Below are 25,052 nucleotides of genomic sequence, written 5' to 3'. Positions count from 1 at the left end.
CCATGAGCGGCGAGAACGACCTGATTAAGCTGTACTCTGGGCGCATTCTGGCGCTGGCTGCGGATATTCCGCATCTTGAGCGACTGGAAGATCCCGATGCAACCGTCAAGAAACGCTCACCTTTATGCGGATCGACTGTAACTGTGGACATCAAGGTTCGCGATGGTCAGATCAGTGCCTTTGGTCAGGACGTCAAAGCCTGCGCTTTGGGGCAAGCGTCCGCCTCGGTCGTTGGGGAAGCGATAATTGGCGCGTCGCGGGCGCAGGTCGAAGCTGCGCGCGATCAGTTGGCGGCCATGCTCAAGACTGGCGGCCCTGCACCTGATGCGCCGTTTGATGGGCTTGAGGTGCTTATGCCCGCACGGGATTATAAAAACCGCCACGCGTCGATCCTGCTGGTTCTGGATGCCACGGCTGAGGCCATGGCGCAGGCTGAACAGGCAAACTGCGCCTGATTATAGCTATTTGGCGTAAACCCGTTTACCCTCTGCCCAGATTTCAGGAGGGATGGGTTTGAATAATTTGCTCGAGCATTTCGTGACGCTTTGGGTCGTTATCGACCCGATTGGAACAATTCCCGTTTTCATTGCAGTTACGGCCGGATTGGACGCGGCAGGTCGGCGGCGGACAGCGATGTTAGCAGCCGTGATAAGTGCTGCCGTATTGCTGTTCTTCCTTGTATTTGGTCAGGTGCTGATCGAAGCGCTGGATATCGGGTTGAATTCGTTTCAGGTCGCTGGCGGCATTATCCTGTTTCTGTTTGCCCTGACGATGATCTTTGGTGAAAGCAAACAAGAGATCGAACAACGGCAAGCCGAAGAAGATCGTGAAGACGCGTATCACCAGCAGAACCCGGCGATTTTCCCGCTTGCCGTGCCTTCACTGGCATCCCCCGGCGCAATGCTGGCAATCGTTATCCTGACTGACAACCACCGTTACAGCATCGCGGATCAGGGTATCACAGCGCTTGTCATGCTTTCCGTATTGCTGGTTGCGTTTGTACTGATGCTTTTAGCCGAGCCCATTATTCGGCTGATCGGTCATTCAGGCGCGGCAATCATCAGCCGTGTCATGGGGATGATTTTAGCCTCGGTTGCTGCCAACTCAGTCCTGTCCGCGCTGTTGGAGATCTTCAAAACCGGCCAATTGTAAAAAAAGCCGCCGCGCTTTCCGGGCGAAAGGGCGGCGGCAGGTATTGCGTGTCTCGTGTGGGGTCCGGTGTACCGCGCGGGGCCGAGGCATGGCCCCTCAAGGGGTTTGGGACAGGCAGGTCACCCTTGACTGAAATGGGGATGACAGCGCGGATTTTTCGGCACGAGATCGCAGGCAGAAAGGCTTAGAAACCAACCGGTAGGTGAAGGGCCACCATCAGCATCACGACCAAAGACAACACGCCAACGGCATCCTGCAGGATAGTCGATTGCGCGCGGCAGAAAGCGGTCTTGATCTGGGTCAGCATAGGGTCACCTCCGGTCAGAGTTTTAATCCTTTGTTGACCTTTTGTTCTCATATTTCCAAGCACAGGTAAAGAACTTTTTGAGAACATTTGTGAACTTTAGGGAACGTTACAGCTAACCCACTGAAATCAAACGGATCGCCTGATCCTGCTTCATCAACCAAAGCAGAACACGCGCGGCCTGTCCCCTGTCGGAGGTCAGTTTTGGATCGGTCGTCAGCAGCGCCCGCGCATCGGATTGGGCGACAGCCATCAATCCTGCCTGACGTTCCAGGTCCGCGATATGGAATTTTGGCAAACCGGATTGCGCAGTCCCGATCAGATCGCCCGCGCCTCGCATCTCAAGGTCAGTTTCCGAGATTCGGAAGCCATCCTCTGTCTCGCGCAGAACCTCCAGCCGCTTGCGCCCTCCCTCGCTGAGCGGTGGTTGATACATCAGCAAACAGGTGGATTCCGCATCCCCGCGCCCGACTCGCCCCCGCAATTGGTGCAATTGGGCCAGCCCAAAGATCTCGGCCCGTTCAATGACCATGATCGTTGCGTTGGGTACGTTCACGCCGACCTCAATCACCGTCGTTGCAACAAGGACCTTTGTTTGCCCGTTCTGAAACGCGCTCATCGCGGCATCTTTGTCGGCGGGCGGCATCTGTCCATGAACCAGCCCCACAACACCCTCGCCCAAAATGGCCCGCAAGCGTTTGAAGCGTTCCTCGGCCGCTGTCAGGTCCGAAACTTCGGATTCGTCGACCAGAGGGCACACCCAGTAACACTGTCGCCCCTCATCAATCGCACGCCGCAGGTGGGCGATGACTTCGTCCATACGCTGTGTGCTGACAACTGCCGTTTTGATCGGTTTTCGCCCCGGAGGTTTTTCATCCAACACCGAAACATCCATATCGCCATATTGCGCCAGCGCCAGACTGCGCGGGATGGGGGTGGCGGTCATTACCAGAACATCGGCTCCCTTGCCTTTTTCCGACAATTCCATCCTCTGCCGCACGCCAAACCGGTGCTGTTCGTCGACGATGGCCAATCTCAGCGCCTTGAATTCAACATCGCTTTGAAACACTGCATGTGTGCCAACCAGAATGTGAATATCGCCTTGTTTAAGCGCCTCAAGCTTGGCACGCCGCTCCGCGCCCTTGTCACGTCCGGTAAGCAGTTCCAGAACCACTCCGGCCTGCTCCGCCAGGGGGCGCAATCCTTCCAGATGCTGGCGTGCCAGAATTTCAGTCGGGGCCATCATCACGCCCTGCCCGCCTGCCTCAACCGCGATCAGAAGGGCCATGAAGGCAACCAGCGTCTTACCGGCGCCGACGTCGCCCTGTAACAGCCGGTTCATTCGGGCGTCAGACGCCATATCAGCCGAAATCTCATCAATGGCGCGCGTTTGTGCGCCAGTGGGGCGATATGGAAGGCTTGCCAACACCTTTGATTGCAGTGCCCCGGTTCCAACGCTGACGATCCCCCGCGACTTGCGCTCTCGCTGCCGGGCCAGAGCGAGCGTCAGCTGATGCGCAAACAACTCGTCATACGCCAGCCGCTGTCGCGCGGGGGCAAACGGCGCGACATCATCAGCGCCGCGCGGATTGTGACCGGCGTGAATGGCCGAAGCCCAATCCGGCCAGTTTTGCTGTGACACCTGCGTCGGATCGATCCATTCCTCTAGCTTGGGAGCGCGTGCCAATGCACTGCGACTGGCCTTGAATGCTGTTTTCTGGGTCAGCCCTTGCGTCAGGTGGTAAACCGGTTCGAATTCCGGGATATCTCCGGCTTGTTCAACGGGCAGCATGTGGTCCGGATGCACCATCTGTGCCATGCCGTCGAACAGTTCCAACTTGCCGGAAACCACGCGGCGTGATCCTTGCGGCAACACTTTCTTCAGATACTCACCACGTGCGTGGAAAAAGACCAGCTGGAAATCGGCCTGACTGTCTTCGACATGAACGCGGTAGGCCCCCCCCTTGTTGCGGGGTGGCCTGTGCAGGCCAACTGTCACTTCGACAGTCAGAGTGGCCGGCAGGTCCACCCCCTGAATTGTATCCCGCCTGCGCCGATCCACCACGGCATAAGGCAGGCTGAACAGAACATCGCGCGGGGATTCCGCCCCGGTCTGTGCCATGGCTTGTGCGGTCTTGGGGCCGACGCCATCCAACGTTTCCAGCCCCGCAAATAGCGGGAAAAGCTGTTCGGGCCGTCCGCTCATGCGCCTTCTATCAGCTGAAGCCAGCCATCCTCGTCCAAAGTTTCGATCCCAAGTTCCGCTGCCTTCTTCGCCTTTGACCCGGCCCCGGGACCCGCAACCAGAATATCGGTTTTCTTGCTGACAGATCCGGAAACCTTCGCGCCCAACGCCTCGGCCCGCGCTTTCGCCTCGGCGCGGGTCATCTTTTCCAGCGTTCCGGTGAACACTACGGTTTTACCCGCGACCGGACTGTCCGAGGCTGGCGCGTCGGGGGCGATAACCGTCAATTCGCTGCGCAGCGTGTCGAAAGCCCGTCGTTCCTCTTCATTGGCAAATGCGTCCGACAGCGAAAGGCCAAGCGTTGCGCCAATACCGTCGATGCCGATCAGCTCTGTCCAGGCGGCATTGGCATCTGCACCGACATTGGCATCCGCGATGGCTGCGTCCCGCACTTCTTTCACGCGCGCGCGACGCCCTTCAAGCTGGGCCGCCGCACGCTCGGCATCTTCCGCCTCATCCGCCCGCCTTTGGGCCAGCGCAGCCGGGCGTGCAGTGTCCAACGCGAGCGCCATTGCATCCCAGTCGCGGTAAAAAAGTGCCAGATCACGCGCGCCCACTTCACCAACATGTCGAATGCCCAGTGCGAACAACAAGCGCGCAAAGGGAATCTTCCGTTTTTCATCAATGGCTTCGAACAGGTTCCTGGCGGATGTTTCGCCCCACCCGTCCCGGTTTTTCAACCGCGTCAGACTAGCTGAGTCCCGCTGTTCCAGCGTGAAGATATCAGCTGGCGCATTGATCGGAAGGGTTGGATCACCATAGAACATTTCAATCTGTTTTGCACCCAGCCCTTCTATATCAAAAGCTTTGCGCGACACGAAATGTTTCAGCTTTTCAACGGCCTGCGCAGGACAGATCAGGCCGCCGGTGCACCGTCGAACCGCGTCGCCCTCTTCACGGATCGCATCGCTTCCGCATTCGGGGCAATGTGTCGGAAAGGCAAAGGGGCGTGCATCGGCGGGGCGTTTGGACAAGTCGACATCCGACAGTTTGGGGATCACGTCGCCCGCGCGATAGACCTGAACCCAATCGCCCACTCGGACATCTTTTCCATCACGGATCGTGCCGCCTTTGGCGTCGCGCCCGGCGATGTAATCCTCGTTGTGCAAAGTGGCATTGGAGACGACCACCCCGCCAACCGTTACAGGATGCAACCGTGCCACGGGGCTGAGCGCCCCTGTACGACCAACCTGAATGTCGATCGCCTCCAATCTGGTCCAGGCCAGTTCGGCTGGGAATTTATGTGCGATTGCCCATCTTGGCGTCGTTGAGCGGAAACCCAAACGCGCCTGCAACGACAGATCGTTTACCTTGTAGACAACCCCATCGATGTCATACCCCAAGGTCGCACGCTGCGCTTCGATATCCCGGTAATGAGCGATCATGTCCTCAGTCGTGGTACATAGCCGGGTCAAGGGATTCGTGGGGAACCCAAGGGCCGCAAGACGCTCAATCGCTCCCATCTGGGTATCCGCCAAAGGTTCTGACAGTTCACCCCAGGCATAGGCGAAGAAGCGCAACGGGCGCGATCGGGTAATTTCCGAATCCAGCTGACGCAGTGACCCTGCCGCCGCATTGCGCGGGTTGGCAAAGGACTTGCCCCCCCGTTCAGCCTGCCGCTTATTCAACGCTTCGAAATCAGAGTGAGACATGTAAATCTCGCCCCGGACCTCAAGAATTTCGGGCGCGTTTTCAATCTGCTGTGGAATATCAGAGACGGTGCGCGCGTTGGCCGTCACGTTCTCGCCAACTTCACCGTCGCCCCGCGTTGCGGCCTGAACCAGCTGTCCGCTCTCATAGCGCAAGGACAAAGACAGGCCGTCAATCTTGGGTTCGGCTGTGAAAGCCAGCGGCGCGCTGGCATCAAGGCCCAGATACTTGCGAATCGAGGTGTCGAAATCGGCAATGTCCCCATCGTCGAACGCATTGCCCAGTGACATCATTCGGACGGCATGAGTAACTTTCGAAAACCCGTCCGCCGGTTTGGCACCGACTTGCTCTGTTGGGCTGTCAGCACGTTTCAAGTGGGGGAAACGCGCCTCGATCTCGGCGTTTCTGCGTTTGAGGGCATCATAATCCGCATCCGACAACTCGGGCGCATCTTCTGCGTGATACAGCGTGTTGGCTCGCGACAGTATGTCCGCCAACCGCGCCAGTTCGGCACGCGCCTCATCATCCGTCAGGTCTGATATGGGAATGGAATTGGTCATGGCCTCGCCCTGTCACGCGTTCTTGGACCTCAGTGATAGGGCGAGGTCATGGCCAGGTCCAGATGTGCTGAGCCGTGAGTGCAACGTGCCGCCCTGGACTACCAGCGACACAAACGGTTCAAATCAGAGGCCGACCGCCATTCTCGTCTCGTCCAGAGTGTTGCTTTGCGGATCGCGCAACACGTAACCCCGGCCCCATACGGTTTCGATATAATTCTCACCACCCGTTGCGTTGCTGAGTTTTTTGCGCAGTTTGCAGATGAAGACGTCGATGATCTTCAACTCGGGTTCATCCATGCCGCCGTATAAGTGATTCAGAAACATTTCCTTGGTCAGAGTCGTACCCTTACGCAAGCTGAGCAATTCCAGCATCTGGTACTCTTTTCCTGTCAGGTGCACGGTTTTTCCGTCCACCTCAACGGTCTTGGCGTCCAGATTTACGGCCACGCGACCTGTGTGGATGATGGACTGCGAATGCCCTTTCGACCGGCGGATGATGGCATGAATGCGGGCCACCAGTTCTTCGCGGTGGAAGGGTTTGGTCAGATAGTCATCCGCACCAAACCCGAAACCTTTGATCTTGCTGTCCGTATCATCTGCGCCCGAAAGGATCAGGATCGGTGTTTCCACCCGGGAAATCCGCAACTGGCGCAACACTTCATGCCCGTTCATGTCCGGCAGGTTCAGGTCCAGCAAGATCAGGTCGTAATCGTAGAGCTTTGCCAGATCGATACCTTCTTCGCCAAGATCCGTTGCATAAACGTTTAGGTTCGCATGCGTCAGCATCAGTTCGATGCTTTTAGACGTGGTCGGATCATCCTCGACAAGAAGTATACGCATTTTCACTGCTCCAATTCGGGTCAATAATTCCAATTAAAATCAAACCTGACCAAGAATGGTTAATCTGACGTTACCGTTGAATCATTTATTCCCGCTCTCCTTTAGGTTGTCGATATTTTTTTAAGGCCGTGGCTTTCAAAGCCTCGACACCGTGTTCCGCGACTAGGGAAACCCAGCCGTTGAACTCTTCGTCACTTATGCCGTATTTCTGTTTTGCCTCAGACAGGCTGATCAGCCCGTAAAGCACACCACGCACGACCAGAATCTTGCGTGAGGCCACCCACCGCCTTGTGCTTGTCGGCGGCAGATCGGCGCGCGTCAGTATGGACCCATCCGGCAAAGAAACAGACCTTGGCCCTTCCACTTTGTGCAAATACATCGCTTTACCCTTTTTGCTGCATCAAAGCTGACGCCAGCCTACTTAAGGTCGTATGAAACCGCCTCTTGAGAGTGTGTAGAATTTTCCTATATTCTGCCGGTCTTTCTTAACCCGGACAGGAACCGCCAATGGCCCTCGACACCGAGACCCCGCTGAACTCGCTTGGCTTTGCCAAACCGCCGTCGGAAACGCGGGTGGTTGTGGCCATGTCAGGGGGCGTCGATAGCTCTGTCGTCGCGGCCTACTTGGCCGATCAGGGCTATGATGTGGTGGGGGTGACACTGCAACTCTATGACCATGGCGCGGCTCTGGCCAAGAAAGGGGCGTGTTGTGCCGGGATCGATATCCACGATGCGCGCCGCGTGGCAGAAGAGCGTGGGTTTCCCCACTATGTTCTGGACTACGAGAACATCTTCAAAGACGCGGTGATCGATGAGTTCGCGGAAAGCTATCTGGCAGGCGCAACACCCGTCCCCTGCATTCGCTGCAACGAGCGGGTAAAATTCAAGGACCTTCTGGAAACCGCCAAGGATCTCGAGGCAGACTGCATGGCCACCGGCCATTACATTCAGCGCAAGATGGGCGCCAACGGACCGGAACTGCACAGCGCCGAAGACGCCAATCGCGATCAGTCCTATTTCCTGTTCTCGACCACGCCAGAGCAACTGAATTTTCTGCGCTTCCCGCTTGGTCACCTGCCCTCAAAAGACGCGACCCGTGAAATGGCGGCTCAATATGGGTTGTCTGTGGCGGACAAACCCGACAGTCAGGACATCTGCTTTGTGCCCGACGGCAATTATGCCAGCGTCATTGAAAAGCTGCGCCCCGGTGCTGCGGAACCGGGTGAGATTGTTCATGCCGATGGCCGCGTTCTGGCACAGCATAACGGGGTGATCCATTACACGATCGGCCAAAGGCGCGGCTTGGGCATCGGCGGCCTGAGCGAGCCGCTTTATGTGGTCAAGCTGGACGTGGACAAAAAACAGGTCGTTGTCGGCCCCAAAGAGATGCTGGCAACGCGTGTCGTTCCCGTGCGTGAGATCAACTGGCTGGGCGATGAACCCTTCACTTCGCGCGAAGAATGGCACCTGTCAGTCAAGGTCCGTTCGACCCGCCCCCCGCGCGAGGCCATTATTCGACCGCTGTCCGACACCACTGCTGAGGTGGAATTGCTGACACCCGAAGAAGGCATCTCGCCCGGTCAGGCCTGCGTCTTCTATGCCTCAGAAGGCAGCCGCATCTTTGGCGGTGGCTGGATCTGGCGCGGGTACTAGGCTGAAACGGGTTCAACCTCGGGTTCGATCTGGATCTGAAGCGCATCGTTGAACCGGTTGAATGCACCGCACAATGCGATGCGCCAGGTTAACTCGACAATCTGGGCATCGCTGAACCAGTCCCGCAGGTTGAAAACTTCGGCGTCGCGCATGCGACCTGAACGTGTCGTTACCGCCTCGGCGTATCGCACGACAGCCTTGTCGCACGCGTCCAATTCAGGGTGGTTTTCGACATCTGGCAGGCGCGCCGCGCCTTCGGGGCTGAGACCTGCAACCGTCAACAGCGGAGTATGATGCGAGACGCAGTAGTCACAGGCGTTCAATTTGGAAACCGTTACCATGGCCAGTTCCAGCGCACGACGCGGCAAGGTTTGCTGTTCCCGCAACGCCGTCAACATCCCTGCGACATGTTCCAGAACCGGTGGGCAATGTGCGGCAACCCGGGCCCAATTGTCGAACGGGCCATAAGCACCCAAAGCCGCATGTGGCGCGCGTGTCTCGTCTGCCATCTCGGCATCTGCCAAAGGGGGGATGCGGGTCATGATGAAAGCTCCTTTTCCGCGAGGATATCTTAAGTCCGCTCCGCAGCAACAGACGCTCGCGGATCACAAACCCGAGACGGAACGCCGGAACAAGCCTGTTACAGGGTATCCGTGGGCGAATTGAAGAGGATATAGAGCCCGACGCAGACCATGATGTATGGGGCGATCCGATCCATACGGGCAACGCGTGGCCCCAGGCTTTTGGCCCGAGGGGCGCCCCAAGCCGCGGTAAAGACCAGAACTGAAGCAGCCAATGCTGCGCCGATCAAAGCGGCAACACGGTATGAAGGGGCAGAATCCGCCAATAGCGGTGTCATGACCGCGAAACTGTCAATCGACAGGCTCAGGAACAGGGTAACCACCGACGTTACGGCCCCTTTTGCCTCGGTTCCTTCAGAATTGGCCCCGAAAAACTGCCGCCAGATTCCGCGCAAACCAAAGGCCAGTGGTACAAGACCCAGAAACCCGATCCAAAACGGTGCGCCGCTCTGGTCAACACCCAATGCGACGGTCATGGCCAATGTCAGAACAATTGTCTGCGCGACGGCAAAGCCAATGATGGCGCGGCGTTGCTCGATCACCAATATCAAACCCAGTAGGACGGCCAGATTGTCCAGATTGGTGGATATCATGGCAACCCCGGCTGAAGCGGCGAACAGCGTGTGATCAAGCATGCTCAATCTGCATTCTGTCCAGCACAGCTCGTGCCGCCCTCAACCCCGGTGCTTCTCCTCCGCGCCCCAACCGTTCCATTGTCAGGTTCATCGCGAGTTGCTGAGCGTCAGGGGCATTGGTCACATCATGCAGGGCTTTGGCGATCTTGTCCGGCTGGCAATCGTTCAGCAGGCATTCAGGCACGGCGCGTGTTTCAGATACCAGATTGACCAATGTAACAGTGTCCAGCTTGACCATGCGTTCGGCCATTTTCTGGGTCAGCCAATTGAGTTTGTAGGCGATCACCATAGGTGTATTCTGCGCCGCCAGTTCCAAAGAAACCGTACCCGAAGCGGCCAGCGCGATACATGCCGTGCCAAAAGCCGCGCGTTTTTCGACCGTGGCTTGCCCGGCCCCCATTTGTCGCGGGTCGAGCACTATTGGTGCGCCCGGCCAGCTTTGCGTCAGAGCGTTGACCAGGTCAGTTGTCGCACCCACGGTTGGAACCACGACACGATAACTGGGATGGTCCGTCAAAAACAGCCGCAATGCCTCACCGAACGTGTCTGCCAGACGTTCGATCTCACCCCGTCGCGATCCGGGCAGAGCCAGCAGGACTGGTGCATCCCCTAGGTCGTACCTGCTCCGGAAGGCCGCAATCTCGGCCTGTGTTGCCGTCGGTTCGCTGGCAACAGGGTGGCCGACAAAGTCGCACTCCATCCCTGCCCGCTCCATGTATGGCGGCTCGAACGGAAGCAGTGCCAGCACATGGTCGATGACCTTTGCCATTTTATCCGCCCGCCCCGGACGCCAGGCCCAGACACTGGGCGCAACGTAATGCACGGTGCGAATACCACTGGCGACTTTGACGATTTTGGCGACACGCAGGCTGAAATCGGGGCTGTCGATGGTGATCAGAACGTCCGGCCGCGTGTCCAACACTGCTTGCGCGGTCTCCGAGATTCGACGCTTGAGGTGGAAAAACTTCGGCAGAACCTCGATCAAACCCATCACCGAAAGTTCCGACATCGGAAACCGGCTGGTCAGCCCCTGAGCAGCCATCAAAGGTCCGCCCACCCCGTCGAACTCAATATCGGGGATCAGGGATTTCAGCCCCTCCATCAACGCGCCGCCCAGCCGGTCGCCCGAAGGTTCACCGGCGACCAGAAAGACGCGCATCAGACCGCCCGCTCGCGAATATACAGGAACAGCCCAAGACGGTTACATTCGGCGATGACCTGTTCTTTTTCCAAAACCAGCACACCGCCCTTTTCCAGAACGATGCCAGACAAGCCTGCCGCGACCGCATCCGTGACGGTGTCGGGCCCGATGGCAGGCAGATCAGCACGCCGATCTTGATCGGGCTTTGGGCCTTTGAACAGTATGCCACCCCCCGCGTCCGGGCGTTGCGTCAGGGATTGAAGCATCCAGGCGGTTCCAAAGCTGCCCTCGACTGCCAACACCTGCCCTTTTGAGACAGCACAGGCCTGACCAATATCCGCAGCCCCCATGGCCCGCAGAATTCCGGCAGCACGATCTGCATCTGTCATGTCACTTTCGGATGGATGCACTTCGGTCAGACAGCCCATAGGCGGTAAAAGGCTTGGGGCGATTTCCTGCGCTGCCCGGACTCGCATACCTGCGCTTTCCAGCAGGCCAATGACAGCCCGCAAAGCTCCGTCATCACCCGACAGCATGGCCTGTTGGATCACCGGAACCAACGGCATCGTTGCCGCGTCAATACGCTTGGGATCAACCCGCGGGCGCCGAACTGCGCCGGCCATACAAATCTCGGTCACGCCCTTCGCCTGAAGCCCGGCAATAAAACTGCCAAGCTGTTCAAGCGGAAACACGATATCTGCGACCAGATCATCCGGCAGGAACCCTTCCATCGCGCAGATCAGCGGACGTTCTGCCAGCTGGGCAACCAATTCGGTCGGCAGCGCCCCGGTTCCCGCAATCACCGCAAGCATGTTCCTATTTCCTCGGTGTCAGGAACGACCGATCGCTGTGTCCGGTGACAAAATCAACGATCCGCTGCACATAGTCGCTGTCGTTACCCTGACCAAGACGGTTGGCGCGATCCATGAACGTTCCATCGCCTTCAGACAGCTCCTTGAACGCGGCACGCAATGCCGAGATGTCTTCGCGCGAAACACCTTTACGCTTGAGACCCACGAGGTTCAGACCTTCAAGCTCGCCCCGGGACGCTTGTACCAAACCGTAGGGAATGACGTCTTTGGGCACCATGGTGAGCGCACCGATGATCGCCCCGCGACCAACGCGCACCCATTGGTGCAGGCCCGAAATGCCACCGACGATCACATCATCCTCGACGATGCAGTGACCAGCTGCCCCTGCGTGGTTCACCATGATAACCCGGTTGCCGATCTGCACGTCATGGGCCACATGAACACCTGCCATCAGCAGGCAATCATCCCCGATCCGGGTTACACCGCCGCCACCTTCGGTCCCGGTATTGATCGTCACGTGCTCGCGAATGCGGTTGCGCTGACCGATTTCAAGGCGCGTGTTTTCACCGCCGAATTTCAGGTCCTGCGGAATCTCACCGATCACCGAAAAATTAAAGATCACGGTGTCTTCACCAATCGATGTGTCACCGGTCACAACGACATGAGACTTCAGTTCGACCCGATCAGCCAGTTTTACATTGGCGCCCACATAGCTGAAAGGACCGATGACGCAATCCTGCCCGATCTGCGCCCCGTCTTCGATAATCGCGCTGGGGTGGATACCGCTCATGTTGTTTTTTCCATATCCCAATCGACATAGGCCGAGAATTCTGCCTCGGCGGCCACTTCACCATCAACAGTTGCGCGGCCGTTGAATTTGAAAAGCTTGCCACCTTTCTTGCCGCGAACCGTTTCGACATGCATTTCCAGGACGTCGCCAGGAACAACTTTCCTGCGGAATTTGCATTTGTCGATGCTCATGAAATAGATCAGCAACTCGGTGTCGATGACATCCATACCCACGCCCAGCATCACGCCTGCTGTCTGCGCCATCGCCTCAACGATGGTAACACCTGGCATGATCGGAGTTCCCGGGAAATGCCCTTGGAAATGCGGCTCGTTCATGGTGACGTTCTTGATACCTCGGGCTGATTGATAGCCAGAGATGTCCACCACCTTGTCGACCAGCAAAAAAGGATAACGATGCGGCAGGATCCTTTGGATCAACTGAATATCGGCGCTTTTGGGTTCCGTTGTCATGATTCAGGTATCCCGTTCTGAATGTTTCTTTTTCAGCGTGGTTAGCAATACAGCCTCGCAAGGGCAAGCGAACCTATTCGCTTGTGTCCTTCTGCAAACCGCTGCCATCGCCAATTGCCGTGTTCACACGGATTATCGCGGCCTCGGTGATATCTGACGTGCTTACAACGACATTGGAGCGTTCGATGATCACGCTGGCCCCGAATTCGCGTAGCAAATCAACAAGGATCGGGCGAACAATTTCAAAAAACGTTTGCTGCGCGTCCTCGCTGCGACGTGCCAGCGCGTCCAGCTTTGCCCTTTGTCCGTCTCGATGGGACTGAACCTTGACATCGAACGCTTCGGCCAGCGGGCGAAACTCCTCTGCTGGCATGGTCGTGCGCTTTTCGGTCAGGTCTTTTTCTTCTCGGCTGAGTTCCGCGACAATCCGTTCATTTTCTTCCGCAAGCATTGCGCTTTCTTTTTCGATCTCGCGCAACACACGTTGCCCAAATGCGGAATTCTTGAACAGCTGCTCACCGGACAACGTAACCACGCTGGCTTGCGGAACACCCAGCTGCTGCGCATCAGCCGAAAGGGCCTGAAACAGCATCATAAATGCACACAGGGCCCAAAGCGGGCCCTGTATCGAGGTAAAGAACCTGTTCGTCATCGCAGATCAGAACCGGGCCTGAATGGTCAGGTCAAAGTTCTGTTCCTTGTCGAACGTCTCCTTTTTCAGAGCCTTCGAAAAGTTGAACTGCAAAGGTCCAAACGGCGTTTCCCACAAGACCGAGATACCGATAACGTGACGAATGGACCCGTCTGCGCCAACGATATTTGCCCCTGCGGTGTTCACATCGTTGATGTTGTAAAGGTTTCCAACGTCATAGAACAGACCGCCCCGCAGGCCCAGTTCCTCGGGCAGACCCAAGGGAAAATCGGTTTCAAAACGCGCGACCCAGTAATAGTTGCCGCCGATGGCATCGTCCTGACCATTGGACAAATCACGCGGGCCAAGACCCGCAGGCTCAAAACCGCGGAAAGTACGAGGCCCCAACACAAAACGGTCGACGGTGCGGCTGAAGTCATTTCCACTCCAATTCAACGCACCCAGCTCCAATGTGGCCCGTAGTACCACTTCTTCATTCCAGACTCGCGTTTGAGCGATACCGCGCGCAGTGGTTTTGAAATACTTGTTATCACCGCCAAGGCCTGCCGCGTCGACGCCTACCTCGAACAGAACACCAGAATTCGGGTCCAGACCACCAATCCGGCTGTCATAAATGTAGGACAGTCCCAGTGAACTGGACGTCCGTTTGCCTTGTGCGATCTCGGATGCGATCACTGCGCCATTGGTCTGATTGCTTTGTTGCGTCATCTCGCTGCGGTCCCAGCCATAGCGCAGACGAAGAGCGGACAGTTCACCGATTGCATAGGTCAGCTGAGGTGTGAAGAACAACGAGCTCGTGTCGTAGCTGGCAAAGCCGGAATTGGTTGCCGACAGTCCCAGTCCAAGATCGAAACGCAGCTTTCGGCCCAGCAAATAGGGTTCGGTAAAGTTAATCGTGTACTGTTCTGAATCCTGTGCTGTCGAGATCGAAACACCAAGATTCTGACCGCGTCCCAGGAAGTTTGCCTCGTTCAGGCCGATTGCAATCCCGAAGCCGTCTGTGACCGAATAGCTGCCGCCAAGGCTCAGCGAACCTGTAGGCTGTTCCTCGACATCCACATCCAGAATGACCTGGCTGGGTGACGATCCTTCCCGAGGCTCGACCTCCGCAACTGCAAAGAACCCAAGCGCATTGATGCGTTCCGCGGCCTGACGGATTTCACGCGGGTTGAAGGGGTCACCTTCTACAGTGTCAAACTGGCGGCGGATCACACGGTCCAGCGTGGTGGTGTTGCCTTCGATATCGATCCGTTCAACAAAAATCCGCGGACCTTTCGTCAGAACAAATTCAATGTCCAGGGTAAGATCACGGTCATTGCGCGTCACACGCGGTTCAACCCGCAGGAAATCGACACCCTGTTTCAACCCAAGGCGTTCTTGCCGCGCGATCGAGTTTTCCACCAGCGTCGGCGTATACGTCACGCCCGGTTTGATTTTCAGCACATCCTGATAAGGCGCTGCATCAACGCCGGCGATTTCACTAACCGTCGTGATCTTTCCAAACGAGAACTTTTGGCCTTCGGTGACGTTCATCACCAGAAAGAACGCATCCCGTTCGCGGGTAAATTCGACGTTGGCGCTGTTCACACGGAAATCGATATAGCCCCGCGAAAGGTAGAAATCGCGAATGACCTGTTTGTCGAATTCAATGCGGTCGCCGATAAACGTGTCGTTGCGGAAGAATGTCCGCAGGAAGGTTGCCTGCTTGGTTTCCAGAACCCGGCGCAACCGGCGGTCCGAATAGGCGCGGTTGCCGACAAAGCTGACGCGCTCGACCTCAATGGTCGTGCCTTCTGCCACTTCAAAGACCAGATCAACCCGGTTGTCGCTGCGACGGATAATGCGAGGAATAACGGTTGCCGCGACGCGACCCTGGGCGGAATACACTTCGGCAATGGTGTCGGCGTCTGCTTCGGCCGCCTGTGGCGTAAAGACCCGGCGGGGTTGCGACGAGATCACGTCCAGAAGAACGTCGTCTTTGACGCGAGCGTTCCCTTCGATGCTGATCTGGTTGATCGTTGGATATTCCTGGACCTGAATGACCAGAGTCGTGCCGCGCGGCGTCAGTTCAACTGTCTCAAATACACCACTGTCAAGCAAACGCTGATAGGCATCGTTAAGCTGCCCGGCAGTTACAGTCTGGCCCGGTTCGATTCCGGTCCGAGCGATAATTGTTCCGGTTTCGATCCGGCGGTTCCCTTCAACATCGAACGAGTTGATTGTGTAGTTTTGCGCCGATGCCGCATGCGGAAACGCCAGTAAACTTACCGCAACAAAAAGGAAAAAAACCGTTAGCGCCTGCCACAAAATATTGTTTGTCGGCATATGCCCCCCGCAGGATGTGCCTGCGTCTCGCCTGTCAGTCATTTTATGCTCTACCCAGAATTTTGAGACTTTAATGCTGAGTAACGGGATTGAATGAGCTTGTCAAAAGGCGATATCGAAGCAGTCAGGCAGACGACCACGCGACAACAGACCTACGATTTTCCCGAGAATCACATTCCCGCCAAATAGGCGGCTCCAGCCATCGCCAACGCTGTAACGGCAAAACTCAGCATAACATCCCAATTCAACATGAAGAGGAAGCTAAAGCTTTGATACGATTTTTTCAGCGTTTTGGACATGACTGTTCCCTTTAGACGGGAATATTGTAGCGCTGAAATATGGCGGTAATGCGGCTGGAATCTGCTCCAGCCGCCACATTCAGCAGAACAGGTCGTTGCTGACCGAAAACAGCATCAGGGTCAGAATGATCGAAATTCCAATGCCCATGAGTATGCGCATCGCCCGGTCGCTGGGCGGTTTCCCGGCAATGGCCTCGTAGGCGTAGAAGACGAGATGTCCGCCATCCAGCGCCGGAATGGGAAACAGGTTCAACAACCCGACCGCCGTCGACAGGACAGCAATGAAGAAGATAAAATTCTGTGCCCCCTGGCTGGCCATCGCCCCCGAGGTTTCGGCAATTCCGATTGGCCCCGAGATGTTGCAGGTGCTGATTGCACCCGTCACCATGTGCCACATGCCGGATAAGGACCCTTCGATGATGCGTCCAGTCTGGATGACACCGCCCTTTAGGGAATCGAAAAGACCAGCCGGTACGGTTGCAGGCTCAAGCATCATGCCGCCGACGATTCCGATGCGCCAATGGGTGACAAAACCACCATCAGGCTGCGGTTCATCCGTGCGCCGGGGCGCCAGGGCAAATTCCAACTCGGACCCATCCCGCCAGACTTCAAGCAGCAAGACGCGGCCGTCCGATCCTTCGACATGATCCTTTAGCTGTTCGAAGGCAAAGATCGGTTCACCATTGACCGAGGTGATGACATCCCCTTGCTTCAGTTGGATATCCATAGCCGCGCTACGCGGAGCAACCTGACGGATCAGCGGCGGAAGCATCCAGGGGGCCTGAACCTCAAGGGGTTGGCCATCGCGGATCACGGAATAATCCAGAACCGGTTGAACAGGCAGCTGATCGATGAATTCCTTCCATGCGACTTCTTCGTCATAGTCCGGTGTCGGACGACCGGCGATAGCCGTAATCACATCGCCTTCGCGCAATTCCTGCACGGTGCCTGGCAAAGGCTGCAACGCGCCAACGGTCAGGGGTTCGCGCGACACGCCCTGTGACCAGAAGATCAGGCCAAAAACCAGAATGGACATGGCGAAATTAAAGACCGGGCCAGCCGCGACAGTTGCTGCCCGTGCCCATAGCGGGGCGCCGTGCATGGTGCGGCGCAACTCCTCAGGATTTTGGGTCGCGATGTCTTCCATCGCCTCTTCATCCTTGCCCGAGGCCGCATTGGCATCGCCCAGAAATTTCACGTATCCACCAAAAGGCAACACTGCGATCTGCCACTTGGTTCCGCGTTTATCCTTGCGGCTCCAGAGCACCGGCCCAAACCCGAGCGAAAAGACTTCGGCATGGATACCAGACCACCGGCCCACAATGTAATGGCCATATTCATGCACGGCCACAATGACCGACAGCGCAATAACAAAGGCAACAATCGTCCACAGCAGATTGCCGAATTGCGGGATCAGCGAAAGTACGTCCAAATTTCTATCCTGCTCGTTCCATCACAGTGTTATCGACCCACTGACGTGCCAGATGGTCGGTTTGCTGCACGTTATCAAGTGTCATCGGGGCATCAATAAGGCCACCCGTTGCGTCAAACCTGTCCAAAACGGCAGAAACGGTATCCGCCATATCAAGAAAGCCGATCCGGCCCGCAATGAAGTGATCCAGCGCGCGTTCCTTGGCGGCATTGAATACTGCGCCAGCCAGCCCACCACGCTGCGTCACGTCCCAGGCGAGTTTCAGGGCTGGATAGCGTGTCAGATCCGGTTCGTTAAAACGCAGCTGTCCCAGCTTTGCCAGGTCCAGCCGCTGAACCGGCAGCTCCTGCCTGTCGGGCCAGTGCAACGCATACCCAATGGCGTGGCGCATATCGGGGGCGCCCATATGTGCCATCATCGCGCCATCCCGAAACCCGACCATTGCATGGACAATGGATTCAGGATGAACCAAAACTTCGATCTGATCCGGGGAAACTCCGAAATATTCTTTTGTTTCTATAACTTCCAACGCCTTGTTGAACATCGAGGCACTGTCGATCGTGATCCGCTGGCCCATATCCCAATTCGGATGGCTGGACGCTTGTTCGACGGTGGCGTTTGCCAGATCTTTCAGCGGCCAATCGCGGAACGCTCCGCCACTTGCGGTGATAATCACCCTCTCGACAGCGTCGATATCTTCACCAACCAATGCCTGAAACACCGCCGAATGTTCACTGTCGACAGGAAGCAAACGCGCGCCATGGTTTTTTGCAGTGTCCAGAACCAATGATCCTGCGCAGACCAATGTTTCCTTGTTGGCCAAGGCCAGTGTTGTTCCTTGTTTCAGGGCTTCGATCCCAGGCGCAAGGCCCGCTGCTCCGACGATGGCTGACATGACCCAGTCCGCCGGGCGCGCTGCGGCCTCGGCGATCGCACGCGGCCCGGCCGCCGCTTCGACCCCACTTCCGGCCAGTGCGGCACGCAAATCCTCCAACCTGTCTTCGTGTGCCGTGACAGCTAGATCGGCGCGCAACCGACGAGCGTCATCGGCAAGTTGTCGAATATTTGCGCCGCCTGTAAGGGCCACCACATCATAGTCTTCGGGTTTACGCGAAATCAGATCAAGCGTGTTTTGCCCGATCGAACCCGTGGCCCCAAGAACGGAAATCCGTCGCATTACATCTCACCCGGCGTGTACAAAAGCCCTGCGATCAGAACAAACACCGCAGCCCCCATCATGCCGTCGAACCGATCCAGAAAGCCGCCATGGCCGGGGATCAGATTTGAACTGTCCTTGACCCCGAATTTACGTTTGATCGCGCTTTCGATTATGTCACCCGCCTGACTGGCCATTGATGCGAGAACGGAAACAACAACAAAGGCAAACCCGAAACCCGCGTGGCTTGCGAAGACGATACCGACACAGGCTGCGGCAGCCCATCCGCCTGCCGTTCCCGACCATGTTTTCTTGGGGCTGACCTTTGGCCAGAACTTGGGTCCACCGACCATTTTACCCACAAAATAGCCCGCCACATCGGTGGCAACCACCACCGCGATCAGCCAGACCATCCAGCCAAAACCCGAGTTTTCGCGAATGGAAATGAAACCCAGACCAGCCGCAACAATCCAGACCGCGAACATTCCGTACAGGGGTTTCGAGCGGCTGATCTGTCCCATACCCACCAAAGCTGGCGCAAGCACGACCGGGAGCGTGTACAGCGCCGGCAGGTGGTAGCTGAGGATAACCGCAAACGCAGTCAGAACGCCCAACTGGACGGCCACACCCTGGCTTTCAGGGTCAATCATCCGAACCAGTTCCCAGGTCATCAGGCCACAAGCAGCCGCAATGAAGACCTCGAACCAGAGACCGCCAAGCCAGACTTCGATGGCCCCTATTGCAACCAGAACGGCGGCAGAAAGGACCCGGCTCGTCAGATCAGACCACCGGCCATCACTCATGCCAGAACCGCCCCGTACCGACGCTCTCTGGCCCCATAGTTGCGACAAAGCCTTTCGAGTTCTGCGGCAGTGAAATCCGGCCACAAGGTATCTATGAATTCGTACTCGGAATAGGCGGACTGCCACAGCAGAAAGTTCGAAATCCGTGCTTCTCCACTGGTGCGAATGACAAGGTCAGGATCCGGAAGAACGCGCGTGTCCAGGTACTTAGGTAACGTTTCTTCATCCACATCCTCGGGTTTAAGCCGCCCGTCGGCCACATCCCGCGCGAGACGTTTGGTGGCGCGCGCCACCTCGTCCCGACCGCCATAGTTCAGGGCGACCGTCAGATGAACAAGGTCGTTGTCCTTGGTTTCCTCTTCCAGTGAATCCATCAATTCGATCAGTTTCGAATCCAACCGTACCCGATCACCTATGAACCGAACCCGGATGCCATTGTCCGCCAGGGTCCGTGTCTCCTTGATGATGTAGCGCCGAAACAGGCTCATCAACCCGGCTACCTCAACCTGCGTTCGTTTCCAGTTCTCGGTCGAGAATGCAAACACTGTCAGATACTTGATCCCCAGATGCGGGCAGGCCTCGACAACCTCGCGAACACGCCGCGCACCGGCATGGTGCCCAAACAACCTGGGGCGACCACGCGCCTGCGCCCAACGGCCATTGCCATCCATGATGATAGCGACGTGGCGCGGGCCGCAGACCGGATCGGTTTGGGGATCTTTCGGCATCAGACCAGATCAGACCTGCATGATTTCAGTTTGCTTGGTTTCAAGCGCCGCATCTACAGCCTTGATCATCGCATCCGTCAGATCCTGCACTTCGCTTTCCCACAGCTTCTGGTCGTCTTCAGACATACCGTCCGCTTTTGCCTTCTTGATCTGATCCATGCCGTCCCGGCGCACATTGCGGATCGCGATCCGGGCGCTTTCCGCATATTGGCCAGCGACCTTGCCCAGTTCACGGCGACGCTCTTCGTTCAACTCGGGAATCGGCAGCATTATGATTGTGCCGTTCAGCTGAGGGTTGATGCCCAATCCGCTTTCGCGAATGGCCTTTTCAACCTTTCCTACCAATGACTTATCCCACACATTTATAGTGACCATGCGCGGCTCTGGGACGTTGACGGTGCCCACCTGGTTGATCGGTGTCGTCGAGCCGTAAGCGTCTACCATAATGGGCTCAAGCATCGAAGCCGAGGCGCGCCCGGTTCTCAGCGAGGCAAATTCGGTTCTCAGATTGGCCATTGCGCCATCCATGCGGCGTTTCAGGTCATCGGTGTCCAGTTCGAAGTCGTCAGACATGCTGCTCACTCCCCGTATTCAGGTACTCTTTGGATGGGTCTTACGCCATCACATTTGGGATGTATAGCAATCATGAGGCGGTTTTGTACCAATGGCCAGAGGTGTTGCGATCATTTTGTACCAAACGCGCCTTCGCAAAACCCGACACGGCATCGTATCGGGTTTAGGCTGTCATCTGCGCTCAGGCATTCACATCGACAACAACGCGCCCTTTGACCTGCCCTTTCAGGATATCGGCACCCAGTTGCGGAAGATCAGACAAGGCCGCCGGTTGAACCATCGACTCGAGCTTGTCCATGGGCAGGTCGGTGGCGATCCTTTTCCAGGCACGAACCCGGTTTTCATAGGGCTGCATGACACTGTCGATGCCCAAAAGATTCACACCGCGCAGCAGGAAGGGAATCACCGTTGCAGGCAACGCCGCACCGCCCGCCAGACCCACGGCCGCGACCGAGCAGCCGTATTTCATTTGCCCAAGCACACGCGCCAGCATCGCACCGCCCACAGCATCCACGCAGCCTGCCCAGGTTTCACTTTCCAGCGGGCGCTTGGTTGTCTCATTCAGCTCATCGCGGGGCACTATTGTCGTTGCACCCAGCGATTTCAGATAATCTCCGGTTTCGGGTCGCCCGGTCACGGCAGCCACCTGATAGCCGAGATGACCCAGAATGGCAGTGGCCACCGACCCGACACCACCGGCCGCCCCGGTTACCAGAACCGGGCCGCGATCGGGGGTCAGCCCGTGATCCTCCAACGCCATCACGGCCAGCATCGCGGTAAACCCGGCGGTACCAACAGCCATCGCCTGCCGGGTATCAAGCCCATCCGGCAGAGGCACAAGCCAGTCCGCTTTGGCACTGGCTTTCTGCGAATAACCACCCCAATGCGCCTCGCCTACCCGCCACCCGGTCAGAACAACCTTGTCACCCGGCTTGTAACGCGCATCGGTCGATGCCTCGACAGTACCGGCATAATCAATTCCGGGGACATGCGGATACGCCCGCACCAAACCGCCCCCCTTGGGGGACAGACACAGACCGTCCTTGTAGTTCACTGTGGAATATTCAACCGCGACCGTGACGTCGCCATGCGGCAGATCATCCAGCGTGAGTTGCCTGACCGACGCGCTCGCCAAACCGCTTTCTTCGTCCTTGTCCATCACAAGTGCATTGAACATCTCTCAATTCCTTTCGTGTTTCTGTAACCGGCCCGTTGCTTCACCTGGCCCCAAATATCCCGGGGGAGTCGCGCAGCGACGGGGGCAGCGCCCCCAAAACCCCCCTTTAAATCCAGAAATGCGGCTGCACGGTCGCGCGGCGCATTCCATCTGGTGTTTCTACGTCCAGCTCCGTTCCCGCATCCCAATGGCTCAGGCGTACCATGCCAATGGCGACGTTGGTGTTGAAATCGGGTGACCACGCGGCCGAGGTCACCTGCCCCACACGCTTGCCGTCCGCGTAAAGGCCCCATGGGCGGTCGCAGCCCGGTACAGGATCGCCGGCAATGGCGACGGGGCGGATTTGCTGAACAGGCCCTTCCTTGGCCACACGCAGCAACGCGTCCCGACCGATACAGCCAATCGCGGTATGTGTGTTGCAGAACTTGCCCAAACCGCACTCATGCGGGGTGTTGTCGTCGGTCATGTCATTGCCATAAGACAAAAGGCCGCCTTCAATCCGTTCGATAACGTTCGGGCATCCGGCGCGCACCTGCAAATCTTCCCCTGCTGCAAACAGGGCGTTCCACAGGGGCATGCCGATATCGCTGCCTTCCACATAAATCTCGAACCCGCCTTGTTTGGAATAGCCCGATCGCGCCACAGCCAGATCGCGACCTTCAAACTGGAACATATCGAATTTGAAGAACCGGATGTCGCGCACCCGGTCGCCAAAGACACGCGCCATCAGGTCGTCGGCTTTGGGACCCTGAACAGCAAGAGGTGACACATCCGGTTCGTCCACCAGCACATCCAGACGATATCCAACGGCGATTCCCTTGACCCACAACAACAGGTCGCTGTCAGCGATTGAAATCCACCAGCGGTCTTCGGACAGTTTTACCGCAACCGGGTCATTCAGCATGCCTCCGGTTTCGTCCACGATGGGGACATAGAAACATTGCCCCGGCAACATCCCCCGTAAATCGCGCGGGGTCAGCATCTGCATCAAGCGCGCGGCGTCCGGTCCGCGCAGCTCGATCTGCCGCTCGCATGCGACATCCCAGACTTGCACATGGGATTTCAGATGCCGGTAATCGGCTTCGATGCTGTCGAAGACCGTGGGTAACAGCATGCGGTTGTAAACCGTGTATCCCTTGACCCCTGCGGCCTCGACCCCTTCTGAAAACGGTGTGCGCCGCAAGCGGCGAGAGTCGGAAATCTGCGGCATTCAAACCTCCTTGGGCATAAAGACGATGTCGCTGACGGGCGTTTGCGAACCAACTTCGGTCAGCATTTTGTGCAATTGATCCCGGTGGTGGGTCTGATGGTTGAAGATATGGATGACACAGTTTTCGTAAGACATTGTGATGTCGACCTCTTTTACGACTAAGCACCTTTTGATTGGCCCAATCAACAGTCAGTTTCTGATGCGACAACTATTGCAGAAACTCGGCCAACTGCGAGTTTTGCCAGTGATTTTACCGCGCCATCTCTTGCGCAAGTGCGCCTGTGATCATCACTTGGGCCCGTGCCAATCGATCGGACAGATTTCAGCGGACTTGCCGCCAAAATCCCAAACGCGCCCGTAGTCGCGCACTTTCGACTTGGTGCCACGCGCCACGATGATGTCAGGACCCATCCAGTATTTTGAGTTTGAAACCATCACGGGATGCTCGGGGTCTTTGCCTGCCAGCATCTCGATCTCACCCTGAATCTTGCGACCTATCATGATGCGACGTTTGGTGCCGTCACGCTCGATCTGAACCGGCGCCCGTTCGGCCCCGATGATTTCACTGACGAGCATGGTGAACAGACCGGTGGTGCCGCCCGCCTGCCCGCTGAAGATTTGCAGCAGCCCGTTATAGGCTTTGCCGCTGGCGCGTTCATCTACGTAAGCCGCCACTTTCCACTGGCCTTCACCCATCCGGCCGGGAATATCGACCAGCAGGCCGACATTCAGACCCGACAGGTCCTCGCCCTCGTAATGGCCCTCATCAACGATAATACCCATCCAGGCATGACAATGCCCTTCGGTCGGAGGGTGCGCGCCCAGTGAAACGACGCAGGGACAGAACACATCGCACGAGCAGTTCAGGATCAACTCCCCCTTGATGGCCCAGTCCGTCGGGCTCATCTCGCGACGTTTGGGATTGGGCATCCGGCTGTCGATACGCTGGCTGACGGGCAACCGATCGGCATCTGGTTTTCTGTTCTTAGCCATTGGCTTATCCTCCGTAGCTAATAGGGTAGACGAGCAGGAAAAGACCGCCCGCAATCAATGCAACTCCCACCGGTCGGGTTACAGCATGCCCGATCTGGGGAAGTTTTTCCAAAACCATGAACAGGGTCGCAAGACCCATCCACAACAGGCTCATGACGCCGCCTACAAAACCCAGCGCCATGAAACCCCAGCAGCATCCGACGCAGAAGGTACCAAGGCCCAGTCCCATGCGAACGCCGCCCGCAAATCCGGTTTTCCAATGGCCCAGGAAATAGGTCATCGGGGCGTGGCACACGCCATGGCAGACCTCTTTGACGCGCGAGAACTGAAACGCGCCAACCGCTATCATCAACCCGCCCGCAACCCAGCCGGATCTGGCAATGCCTAGCATGTCGATCACGTCACCAAACAGCAAAGCCAGTTGCGTTCCCGCGATCACAGCCGCAAACCCGACCCAAACCAAGGAATACCTTGCAAGCACACCCAGCCACCCGGCACGGGTGCCATTGGCGCTGCGGATCAGGTCGTCATAACTGCGCAGGGTTGGCACAAGCGTCGGCAGCATCATGGCGGCCATCATGATCGCCCACATCCAGAACAGCGTGCCAAACTCGGCCATGGGCATGTACATGTCCATGCGCGGGTCCATCGCAGCCATCGCCTGCCCCATAGGCCCCGGACGACCGATCAGGTCCAAGTCCATGTCGCGGCCCATCGCGAACATGACCCACCATGCCCACAGGATCAGGACATAAAAGCCCAGCCACATTCCGCTGCGCAGCCAAGTACGACTCACTTCGGCCTCCCGACTCAACTCTCTTGCTTTTCAAATGTCAGACTTTTAAATGTCAGACAAATAAAAATTTACTCA

General features: G+C 57.2%; 27 protein-coding genes. 3 read left to right on the top strand and 24 right to left on the bottom strand.

The window, feature by feature from the left end:
* Window positions 1-2 precede the first annotated feature (2 nt).
* Both ACR0AD_RS03905 and ACR0AD_RS03900 read left to right on the top strand, forming a co-directional pair.
* Window positions 3-455, top strand: a complete 453-nt coding sequence (locus ACR0AD_RS03905; protein WP_267366385.1) for an iron-sulfur cluster assembly scaffold protein — start codon at window positions 3-5, stop codon at window positions 453-455.
* Between the two features lie 58 nt (window positions 456-513).
* Complete coding sequence (locus tag ACR0AD_RS03900; protein WP_267366387.1) at window positions 514-1,152, top strand: MarC family protein; 639 nt, start codon at window positions 514-516, stop codon at window positions 1,150-1,152.
* 184 nt (window positions 1,153-1,336) lie between these two features.
* Here ACR0AD_RS03900 and ACR0AD_RS03895 read toward each other — a convergent pair whose 3' ends face one another.
* The 5 genes from ACR0AD_RS03895 to sciP form a co-directional block, all read right to left on the bottom strand.
* Window positions 1,337-1,459 (bottom strand): hypothetical protein, encoded by a 123-nt coding sequence (locus ACR0AD_RS03895; RefSeq protein ID WP_480485685.1) that lies wholly within the window; start codon window positions 1,457-1,459, stop codon window positions 1,337-1,339.
* Between the two features lie 112 nt (window positions 1,460-1,571).
* Entirely contained in the window at window positions 1,572-3,662 is a 2,091-nt protein-coding gene (recG, locus tag ACR0AD_RS03890) for an ATP-dependent DNA helicase RecG (protein WP_480485687.1), read from the bottom strand.
* Window positions 3,659-5,911 (bottom strand): NAD-dependent DNA ligase LigA, encoded by a 2,253-nt coding sequence (ligA, locus tag ACR0AD_RS03885; protein ID WP_480485689.1) that lies wholly within the window; start codon window positions 5,909-5,911, stop codon window positions 3,659-3,661. The genes recG and ligA overlap by 4 nt, the downstream gene beginning before the upstream one ends.
* 123 nt (window positions 5,912-6,034) lie before the next feature.
* On the bottom strand, window positions 6,035-6,751 hold the full coding sequence (gene ctrA / locus ACR0AD_RS03880; protein WP_480485691.1) for a response regulator transcription factor CtrA: 717 nt from the start codon (window positions 6,749-6,751) through the stop codon (window positions 6,035-6,037).
* A gap of 85 nt (window positions 6,752-6,836) precedes the next feature.
* Window positions 6,837-7,130 carry a CtrA inhibitor SciP gene (gene sciP / locus ACR0AD_RS03875; protein WP_267364743.1) on the bottom strand — a complete coding sequence of 98 codons (294 nt, stop codon included), beginning with the start codon at window positions 7,128-7,130 and terminating at the stop codon, window positions 6,837-6,839.
* Window positions 7,131-7,258: 128 nt separating this feature from the next.
* Between sciP and mnmA the strand changes: the two genes are divergently transcribed.
* Window positions 7,259-8,404 (top strand): tRNA 2-thiouridine(34) synthase MnmA, encoded by a 1,146-nt coding sequence (gene mnmA / locus ACR0AD_RS03870; RefSeq protein ID WP_480485693.1) that lies wholly within the window; start codon window positions 7,259-7,261, stop codon window positions 8,402-8,404.
* Here mnmA and ACR0AD_RS03865 read toward each other — a convergent pair.
* From ACR0AD_RS03865 to ACR0AD_RS03775, 19 genes are all read right to left on the bottom strand, one after another.
* Window positions 8,401-8,946: a carboxymuconolactone decarboxylase family protein gene (locus tag ACR0AD_RS03865; RefSeq protein ID WP_480485695.1), complete on the bottom strand. Its 546-nt coding sequence runs from the start codon at window positions 8,944-8,946 to the stop codon at window positions 8,401-8,403. The genes mnmA and ACR0AD_RS03865 overlap by 4 nt on opposite strands.
* Before the next feature lie 98 nt (window positions 8,947-9,044).
* Window positions 9,045-9,620 (bottom strand): hypothetical protein, encoded by a 576-nt coding sequence (locus ACR0AD_RS03860; RefSeq protein ID WP_480481018.1) that lies wholly within the window; start codon window positions 9,618-9,620, stop codon window positions 9,045-9,047.
* Window positions 9,613-10,779, bottom strand: coding sequence for a lipid-A-disaccharide synthase (lpxB, locus tag ACR0AD_RS03855; protein WP_480481020.1), 1,167 nt, complete (start codon window positions 10,777-10,779; stop codon window positions 9,613-9,615). The genes ACR0AD_RS03860 and lpxB overlap by 8 nt, the downstream gene beginning before the upstream one ends.
* Window positions 10,779-11,573, bottom strand: a complete 795-nt coding sequence (locus ACR0AD_RS03850) for an LpxI family protein (RefSeq protein WP_480485697.1) — start codon at window positions 11,571-11,573, stop codon at window positions 10,779-10,781. Before ACR0AD_RS03850 ends, lpxB begins: the two co-directional genes overlap by 1 nt.
* A 4-nt stretch (window positions 11,574-11,577) precedes the next feature.
* Window positions 11,578-12,363, bottom strand: a complete 786-nt coding sequence (lpxA, locus tag ACR0AD_RS03845) for an acyl-ACP--UDP-N-acetylglucosamine O-acyltransferase (RefSeq protein WP_267364736.1) — start codon at window positions 12,361-12,363, stop codon at window positions 11,578-11,580.
* Complete coding sequence (gene fabZ, locus ACR0AD_RS03840) at window positions 12,360-12,833, bottom strand: 3-hydroxyacyl-ACP dehydratase FabZ (RefSeq protein ID WP_267364735.1); 474 nt, start codon at window positions 12,831-12,833, stop codon at window positions 12,360-12,362. The genes lpxA and fabZ overlap by 4 nt, the downstream gene beginning before the upstream one ends.
* Before the next feature lie 73 nt (window positions 12,834-12,906).
* Complete coding sequence (locus ACR0AD_RS03835) at window positions 12,907-13,485, bottom strand: OmpH/Skp family outer membrane protein (protein ID WP_480481026.1); 579 nt, start codon at window positions 13,483-13,485, stop codon at window positions 12,907-12,909.
* 6 nt (window positions 13,486-13,491) lie between these two features.
* Window positions 13,492-15,852, bottom strand: a complete 2,361-nt coding sequence (bamA, locus tag ACR0AD_RS03830; RefSeq protein ID WP_267364733.1) for an outer membrane protein assembly factor BamA — start codon at window positions 15,850-15,852, stop codon at window positions 13,492-13,494.
* A gap of 128 nt (window positions 15,853-15,980) precedes the next feature.
* The gene (locus ACR0AD_RS03825) at window positions 15,981-16,109 is read right to left on the bottom strand and encodes a hypothetical protein (RefSeq protein ID WP_267364732.1); all 129 of its coding nucleotides are present in this window, start codon (window positions 16,107-16,109) and stop codon (window positions 15,981-15,983) included.
* Between the two features lie 79 nt (window positions 16,110-16,188).
* Window positions 16,189-17,541, bottom strand: coding sequence for an RIP metalloprotease RseP (gene rseP, locus ACR0AD_RS03820; protein WP_480481028.1), 1,353 nt, complete (start codon window positions 17,539-17,541; stop codon window positions 16,189-16,191).
* 4 nt (window positions 17,542-17,545) lie between these two features.
* Window positions 17,546-18,718, bottom strand: a complete 1,173-nt coding sequence (gene dxr, locus ACR0AD_RS03815) for a 1-deoxy-D-xylulose-5-phosphate reductoisomerase (protein WP_480485699.1) — start codon at window positions 18,716-18,718, stop codon at window positions 17,546-17,548.
* Window positions 18,718-19,500: a phosphatidate cytidylyltransferase gene (locus ACR0AD_RS03810; protein WP_480481032.1), complete on the bottom strand. Its 783-nt coding sequence runs from the start codon at window positions 19,498-19,500 to the stop codon at window positions 18,718-18,720. The genes dxr and ACR0AD_RS03810 overlap by 1 nt, the downstream gene beginning before the upstream one ends.
* Complete coding sequence (locus ACR0AD_RS03805) at window positions 19,497-20,228, bottom strand: isoprenyl transferase (protein WP_480472659.1); 732 nt, start codon at window positions 20,226-20,228, stop codon at window positions 19,497-19,499. Before ACR0AD_RS03805 ends, ACR0AD_RS03810 begins: the two co-directional genes overlap by 4 nt.
* Window positions 20,229-20,237: 9 nt before the next feature.
* Window positions 20,238-20,801, bottom strand: a complete 564-nt coding sequence (frr, locus tag ACR0AD_RS03800; RefSeq protein WP_480472657.1) for a ribosome recycling factor — start codon at window positions 20,799-20,801, stop codon at window positions 20,238-20,240.
* A 181-nt stretch (window positions 20,802-20,982) separates the two neighbouring features.
* A complete protein-coding gene (gene acuI, locus ACR0AD_RS03795; protein WP_480485701.1) occupies window positions 20,983-21,978 on the bottom strand; it encodes an acryloyl-CoA reductase in 996 nt (331 codons plus the stop codon).
* 106 nt (window positions 21,979-22,084) lie between these two features.
* Window positions 22,085-23,188 carry a dimethylsulfoniopropionate demethylase gene (locus ACR0AD_RS03790; RefSeq protein WP_480485702.1) on the bottom strand — a complete coding sequence of 368 codons (1,104 nt, stop codon included), beginning with the start codon at window positions 23,186-23,188 and terminating at the stop codon, window positions 22,085-22,087.
* A complete protein-coding gene (locus ACR0AD_RS03785) occupies window positions 23,189-23,323 on the bottom strand; it encodes a DinB family protein (protein WP_480472651.1) in 135 nt (44 codons plus the stop codon).
* Between the two features lie 153 nt (window positions 23,324-23,476).
* Complete coding sequence (locus ACR0AD_RS03780; RefSeq protein ID WP_209596177.1) at window positions 23,477-24,181, bottom strand: DUF1326 domain-containing protein; 705 nt, start codon at window positions 24,179-24,181, stop codon at window positions 23,477-23,479.
* A 4-nt stretch (window positions 24,182-24,185) separates the two neighbouring features.
* Window positions 24,186-24,950, bottom strand: a complete 765-nt coding sequence (locus tag ACR0AD_RS03775) for a DUF2182 domain-containing protein (protein WP_480486473.1) — start codon at window positions 24,948-24,950, stop codon at window positions 24,186-24,188.
* Window positions 24,951-25,052: the final 102 nt, after the last annotated feature.

Source organism: Ruegeria sp. BH8, from assembly GCF_056538065.1.
This window is presented reverse-complemented; position numbering and strand designations above follow the sequence as displayed.

Bases quoted from the DNA above. Each gene is read 5' to 3' on its own strand.
- ACR0AD_RS03850 (WP_480485697.1), bottom strand. From the start codon at position 11,573: ATGCTTGCGGTGATTGCGGGAACCGGGGCGCTGCCGACCGAATTGGTT.
- ACR0AD_RS03790 (WP_480485702.1), bottom strand. From the start codon at position 23,188: ATGCCGCAGATTTCCGACTCTCGCCGCTTGCGGCGCACACCGTTTTCA.
- lpxA (WP_267364736.1), bottom strand. From the start codon at position 12,363: ATGAGCGGTATCCACCCCAGCGCGATTATCGAAGACGGGGCGCAGATC.
- ACR0AD_RS03780 (WP_209596177.1), bottom strand. From the start codon at position 24,181: ATGGCTAAGAACAGAAAACCAGATGCCGATCGGTTGCCCGTCAGCCAG.
- bamA (WP_267364733.1), bottom strand. From the start codon at position 15,852: ATGACTGACAGGCGAGACGCAGGCACATCCTGCGGGGGGCATATGCCG.
- ACR0AD_RS03810 (WP_480481032.1), bottom strand. From the start codon at position 19,500: ATGAGTGATGGCCGGTGGTCTGATCTGACGAGCCGGGTCCTTTCTGCC.
- ligA (WP_480485689.1), bottom strand. From the start codon at position 5,911: ATGACCAATTCCATTCCCATATCAGACCTGACGGATGATGAGGCGCGT.
- ACR0AD_RS03805 (WP_480472659.1), bottom strand. From the start codon at position 20,228: ATGCCGAAAGATCCCCAAACCGATCCGGTCTGCGGCCCGCGCCACGTC.
- ACR0AD_RS03895 (WP_480485685.1), bottom strand. From the start codon at position 1,459: ATGCTGACCCAGATCAAGACCGCTTTCTGCCGCGCGCAATCGACTATC.
- ACR0AD_RS03785 (WP_480472651.1), bottom strand. From the start codon at position 23,323: ATGTCTTACGAAAACTGTGTCATCCATATCTTCAACCATCAGACCCAC.
- ACR0AD_RS03825 (WP_267364732.1), bottom strand. From the start codon at position 16,109: ATGTCCAAAACGCTGAAAAAATCGTATCAAAGCTTTAGCTTCCTCTTC.
- ctrA (WP_480485691.1), bottom strand. From the start codon at position 6,751: ATGCGTATACTTCTTGTCGAGGATGATCCGACCACGTCTAAAAGCATC.
- lpxB (WP_480481020.1), bottom strand. From the start codon at position 10,779: ATGCGCGTCTTTCTGGTCGCCGGTGAACCTTCGGGCGACCGGCTGGGC.
- mnmA (WP_480485693.1), top strand. From the start codon at position 7,259: ATGGCCCTCGACACCGAGACCCCGCTGAACTCGCTTGGCTTTGCCAAA.
- ACR0AD_RS03775 (WP_480486473.1), bottom strand. From the start codon at position 24,950: ATGTGGCTGGGCTTTTATGTCCTGATCCTGTGGGCATGGTGGGTCATG.
- recG (WP_480485687.1), bottom strand. From the start codon at position 3,662: ATGAGCGGACGGCCCGAACAGCTTTTCCCGCTATTTGCGGGGCTGGAA.
- ACR0AD_RS03860 (WP_480481018.1), bottom strand. From the start codon at position 9,620: ATGCTTGATCACACGCTGTTCGCCGCTTCAGCCGGGGTTGCCATGATA.
- ACR0AD_RS03865 (WP_480485695.1), bottom strand. From the start codon at position 8,946: ATGACCCGCATCCCCCCTTTGGCAGATGCCGAGATGGCAGACGAGACA.
- acuI (WP_480485701.1), bottom strand. From the start codon at position 21,978: ATGTTCAATGCACTTGTGATGGACAAGGACGAAGAAAGCGGTTTGGCG.
- fabZ (WP_267364735.1), bottom strand. From the start codon at position 12,833: ATGACAACGGAACCCAAAAGCGCCGATATTCAGTTGATCCAAAGGATC.
- sciP (WP_267364743.1), bottom strand. From the start codon at position 7,130: ATGTATTTGCACAAAGTGGAAGGGCCAAGGTCTGTTTCTTTGCCGGAT.
- ACR0AD_RS03905 (WP_267366385.1), top strand. From the start codon at position 3: ATGAGCGGCGAGAACGACCTGATTAAGCTGTACTCTGGGCGCATTCTG.
- dxr (WP_480485699.1), bottom strand. From the start codon at position 18,718: ATGCGACGGATTTCCGTTCTTGGGGCCACGGGTTCGATCGGGCAAAAC.
- ACR0AD_RS03835 (WP_480481026.1), bottom strand. From the start codon at position 13,485: ATGACGAACAGGTTCTTTACCTCGATACAGGGCCCGCTTTGGGCCCTG.
- frr (WP_480472657.1), bottom strand. From the start codon at position 20,801: ATGTCTGACGACTTCGAACTGGACACCGATGACCTGAAACGCCGCATG.